Consider the following 4867-nt stretch of genomic DNA (forward strand, 5'->3'; position numbering starts at 1 on the left):
GGTCGAGCAGGGCAGCCAGCACGGCTGACTCCAGTGCGGCCGAGGAGGAGAGCCGGCCCGCCTCGCGCAGCGCCCAGCCCACCGCCAGCGCCATCTGGGTATCGTCGGTGACCAGCGCCGGCTCGCCGGACAGCTCACGCGGACCGGTTGGGCCGTACCGGCGCTCGATCTCGGCGACGGTCAGGAACTCGGTCGGCTTGCCCAGCGCGTCACCATAGGCGAGGCCGAAGAGCGAACCGGAGGCGCGCAACGCAGCAGTGTGGATCACGGCGGCCATGATGCCCGACCGCCGCAACCCACAGCGCGGTCAGTCCCAGCAGAGGCAGAACGGGTGGCCGGCCGGATCGGCGTAGACCCGGAAGCCCTCGCCCTCACCCGGCAGCCGCCGAGCCCCGAGCGCGAGAGCCGCCTTCTCGGCGGCCTCGATGTCGTCCACCGTCACGTCGAGGTGGAACTGCTGGGGGCGCTCAGGATCCGGCCAGGCCGGTGGGCGCAGGTTGAGCGCCTGTTGGAAGGCGAGACGCGGCTGGTGACCGGGTGGGCCGCCCAGCACCACCCAGTCGTCGTCGGAGTCGCCCTCGACGAGCGGCACGCCGAGCAGTTCGGCGTAGAACGCCGCCAACGCCCGCGGATCCGGGCAGTCGATCACCACTGAACGCAGCTGTCCAATCATGACCGTCATCCTGCCCAGCGGGTACGACAGGAAACTTCAGTCCTCGGCGAAGCGCCGGCCGGCGTCCCGGCACGCGGCGAGCACCGCCCGCGCGTACTCCGGGGTGGCGCCGGCGAGGCCGCAGGCCGGGGTGACCACCACCTGCTGGGCGAGTTGCCGACGGGGAAAGCCGAGGCGGTCCCAGATCTGGCGTACCCGATCGGCGATCTGTGCGGAGGTCGGCGCGCCACCGGCCGACGGTGGCCGGGTCGGTGCGGCCCCGGCCAGCAACCCGAGGCCGGCGTCGATCGCCTCGCCCAGGGGGTCGAGCTTGGTGACCAGGTCCAGGTCGAGGGCGACCGCGACGGCGCCGGTGGAGCGGATCAGCTCCAGTGGCACGTCCGGGGCGCAGCAGTGCACAAGCGTCGGCACGCCGACCGCGTCGACGACCGTGCGCAGCAGGGCGGCGGCGTCCGCCGACTCGACCGCCCGGTACGCGCCCAGCCCGCTCTCGGTCGGCACCCGCCCGGCCAGCACTGTCGGCAGTGACGGTTCGTCCAGTTGCAGCAGCACCGATGCCCCGGGCAGCCGGCGGGCGACCGCCGCGACGTGCGCGCGCAGCCCCTCGGCGAGCGAGCCGGTGAGGTCGCGGACCGCGCCGGGATCGCGCAGCATTCGGCCACCGATCGGCAGCTCCAGGGAGGCAGCCAGCGTGAGCGGGCCGGCGGCCTGCACCTTGATCGGCCCGGTGTACCCCTCGGCCTGCTCGGCGAGCTGGTCCAGGTCGCGTTCCATCAGGTCCCGGGCCCGGCGCAGGTCGCGGCCCGGGCGTGGGGCGACGCGCCACCGCCCCGCGTACACCTCGACGGGCAGCTCGACGAGCAGCCCGGCGGACCGGCCGATCATGTCCGCTCCGGGGCCACGGGCCGGCAGCTCGGGCAGGTGGGGCAGCTCGGGAAGCTCACCGAGAACCACCCGCTGAGCCTCGCCGATGTCGGTGCCGGGCAGCGAACCAATTCCGGTTGCCGCGCCGGCCGGCCAGGGCCACGCCTGATCTGTCACGGGCGAAGGCTATCCCGCGAACATCCGGCCCGTGCGGTCAGCCGGTGATGGTCGCGGAGCCGAGGACCACGTCGCCGGCCGGGTCCGGCCGGTACACCACCACGGCCTGACCGGCGGCGACGCCGCGCACCGGTCGGCGCAGCTCGGCGTGCAGCCGGTCACCGTCGAGGGCGACGGTCGCCGGCACCACGTCGCCGTGCGCGCGCAACTGCACCTCACACTCGACCGGCGCGTCCGGACGGGCGCCGCCGGTCCAGACCGGACGAAGGGCGTGCACGTCGGAGACCTCCAGTGCCTCGGCCGGGCCGACCGTCACCGTGTTGGTCTTCGGGGTGATGGAGAGCACGTAGCGTGGCCGCCCGTCCGCGGCCGGCCGGTCCAGGTGCAGCCCGCGACGCTGCCCCACCGTGTACGCGTACGCGCCGCTGTGACTGCCGACGACCGCACCGGTGGAGGCGTCCACCACGTCGCCGGGCGCCTCACCGAGCCGGCCGGCCAGGAAGCCGCGGGTGTCCCCGTCGGCGATGAAGCAGATGTCGTGCGAGTCCGGCTTGTCGGCCACCGCCAGGCCACGGTCGGCGGCCTCCGCGCGGACCTGCGCCTTGGTCGAGTCACCGAGCGGGAAGATCGACCGGTCGAGCTGCTCGCGGGTGAGCACGGCCAGCACGTACGACTGGTCCTTGGCCAGGTCGACGCTGCGCCGCAGCAGCCCGTCCGCGCCGAGGCGGGCGTGGTGCCCAGTCACCACCGCGTCGAAGCCCAGGGCCACCGCCCGGTCCAGCACCGCCGCGAACTTGATCTTCTCGTTGCAGCGGAGGCAGGGGTTCGGCGTACGGCCGGCGGCGTACTCGGCGACGAAGTCGTCGACCACGTCCTCGTGGAAGCGGTCGGCCATGTCCCACACGTAGAACGGGATGCCGATCACGTCGGCCGCCCGCCGGGCGTCCCGGGAATCCTCCAGGGTGCAGCAGCCGCGCGCCCCGGTCCGATAGGTCTGTGGGTTGCGGGCCAGCGCCAGGTGCACGCCGGTCACGTCGTGCCCGGCCGCCACCGCCCGCGCCGCCGCCACGGCCGAGTCAACCCCGCCCGACATCGCCGCCAGAACCCTCACCAGCGAACTCCCTTCCCCAGCGCCAGCCTACCCACCCACCCCGCACCCGCTGCGCCGGCGGCAACGTGACCTCGTCCACCAACCGCCATCGATCATGGACTTGTGCTGGGCGACGAAAGTCAGCATTCGCCATCTTTCCGGCACCACCACTCCATGATCGGCCGCAGAAGGGAGAGGGGGAGGGGCGGGGTCAGCGGGGGGTGCGGAGGGCGGCGGCTCGGCGGGCTCGGTCGACTGCTGCCGGAAGGGCCGCGATCAGGGCGTCGATGTCGGCCTGGGTGCTGGTGTGGCCCAGGGTGAAGCGCAGCGAGGAGCGGGCGCGGTCGTCGTCGGCGCCCATCGCGAGCAGCACGTGCGAGGGCTGGGCCACGCCGGCCGAGCAGGCGGAGCCGGTCGAGCAGGCGATCCCCTGCGCGTCGAGCAGGAGCAGCAGCGCGTCGCCCTCGCAGCCGGGGAAGGAGAAGTGCGCGTTGCCGGGCAGCCGGTCGGTCGGATCACCGTTGTAGATCACCTCGGGCACCGCCTGACGAACCCGCTCGATCAGGTCGTCGCGGAGCGCGGCCACCCGGGCCGCGTACTCCTGCTGGCCCTTCACGGCCGCCTCCACGGCAACCGCGAAGGCGACGATGCCGGCGGTGTCCAGGGTGCCGGAGCGGACGTCGCGTTCCTGGCCGCCGCCGTGCAGCAGCGGCGTGGCCGGCACGTCCCGGGCGAGCAGCAGCGCGCCCACCCCGGTCGGGCCGCCCAACTTGTGCCCGGTGACGGTCAGCGCGGCGACCCCGCTGGCGGCGAAGTCGACGGGCACCTGACCGACCGCCTGGATGGCGTCGGTGTGGAAGGGCACCCCGTGTTCGGCCGCGACGGCGGCCAGCTCGACCACCGGCTGGACGGTGCCCACCTCGTTGTTCGCCCACATGGCGGTGACCACGGCCACCTGGTCGGCGTGCGCGGCCAACTCGGCGCGCAGAGCCTGCGGGTCGAGCCGACCGGAGGCGTCCACCGGCAGCCAGCCGACCTCGGCGCCCTCATGCTGGGCCAGCCAGTCGACCGCGTCCAGCACGGCGTGGTGCTCGACGGCGCTGGAGACCACCCGGCGGCGGTCGGGCTTGGCCGCCCGGCGGGCCCAGAAGATGCCCTTGACGGCGAGGTTGTCGCTCTCCGTGCCACCACCCGTGAAGATCACCTCAGAGGGCCGGGCGCCCAGCACCGCGGCCACCTGCTCGCGTGACTCTTCGACCCGGCGGCGGGCACGGCGGCCCGCCGCGTGCAGGGAGGACGCGTTGCCGACCTCGCGGGCGGTAGCGACGTACGCCTCCAGTGCCTCGTCGAGCATGGGAGTCGTCGCCGCGTGATCCAGGTAAGCCATCACCGTTCAGCGTACGGCCGACACCTTGGGGACCGGATGCCGGAGGGGACCGGCACGCAACGGCCGGGGTGGAACTCCACCCCGCCGGATGCGCACGGGCCGGTCAGGCGGGCACCGCGGTGACGACGACGTTGTCGCGGTACTTGCGCGCCTTGGCGTCGAACGGCCCACCACAGGTGATCAGGGTCAACCGCGGCCTGCCGTCGCGGGCGAAGTACCGGTCCAGCGGAATCCTGGTCTTGGCGTACTCCTCCCGGGCGACGACCCGGTAGCGGCGCGCCTCGCCGTCGCTGCCGGTCGCGGTCAACGTGTCACCCTGCTCCAGCTCACGCAGCCGGAAGAACGCCCCCTTGCCCTGTTTGGCGCTGTCCACGTGGCCGGCGATGACCACCGAGCCGGCGGCCGCCTCCAGGCCGGGGCCGTAGCGGTACCAGCCGATCTGGTCGACGCTCGGCGGCACCTCGAACTCGTTGGTCCGCTCGTTGATGCCGACCGCGTTGACCGTGGCGGTGACGTCGATCTCCGGGATCAGCAGCCGTACCGGTGGGATGGTCTTCGGGCCGGCGGGCAGCTCACCGGCGGTCACCGGCACCGACGGGGCGCCGGCGGCGGTCGGTGCGGCGCTGGCCAGCGTGCTGGCCTCCTCGGCGCCCACCGTCCCGGCCGGCTGGGCGGC

General features: G+C 73.9%; 6 protein-coding genes. All 6 read right to left on the bottom strand.

The window, feature by feature from the left end:
- Positions 1-277: ADP-ribosylglycohydrolase family protein (locus PSH25_RS26700; protein WP_238661658.1), on the bottom strand; the 277-nt coding region annotated here is incomplete at its 3' end.
- Positions 278-307: 30 nt separating this feature from the next.
- A complete protein-coding gene (locus PSH25_RS26705; RefSeq protein WP_238661659.1) occupies positions 308-673 on the bottom strand; it encodes a VOC family protein in 366 nt (121 codons plus the stop codon).
- A gap of 36 nt (positions 674-709) precedes the next feature.
- Positions 710-1714 (bottom strand): methionine synthase, encoded by a 1005-nt coding sequence (locus PSH25_RS26710; RefSeq protein ID WP_238661660.1) that lies wholly within the window; start codon positions 1712-1714, stop codon positions 710-712.
- Between the two features lie 37 nt (positions 1715-1751).
- Positions 1752-2825, bottom strand: a complete 1074-nt coding sequence (mnmA, locus tag PSH25_RS26715) for a tRNA 2-thiouridine(34) synthase MnmA (protein ID WP_238661661.1) — start codon at positions 2823-2825, stop codon at positions 1752-1754.
- A gap of 190 nt (positions 2826-3015) precedes the next feature.
- Positions 3016-4191, bottom strand: a complete 1176-nt coding sequence (locus PSH25_RS26720) for a cysteine desulfurase family protein (protein WP_238661662.1) — start codon at positions 4189-4191, stop codon at positions 3016-3018.
- Between the two features lie 103 nt (positions 4192-4294).
- Positions 4295-4867, bottom strand: a 573-nt coding sequence (locus PSH25_RS26725; RefSeq protein ID WP_238661663.1) for a class F sortase, incomplete at its 5' end; no start/stop codon positions are given.

Origin of the sequence: Micromonospora foliorum, from assembly GCF_022229015.1 — a bacterium.
GTDB lineage: Bacteria > Actinomycetota > Actinomycetes > Mycobacteriales > Micromonosporaceae > Micromonospora > Micromonospora foliorum.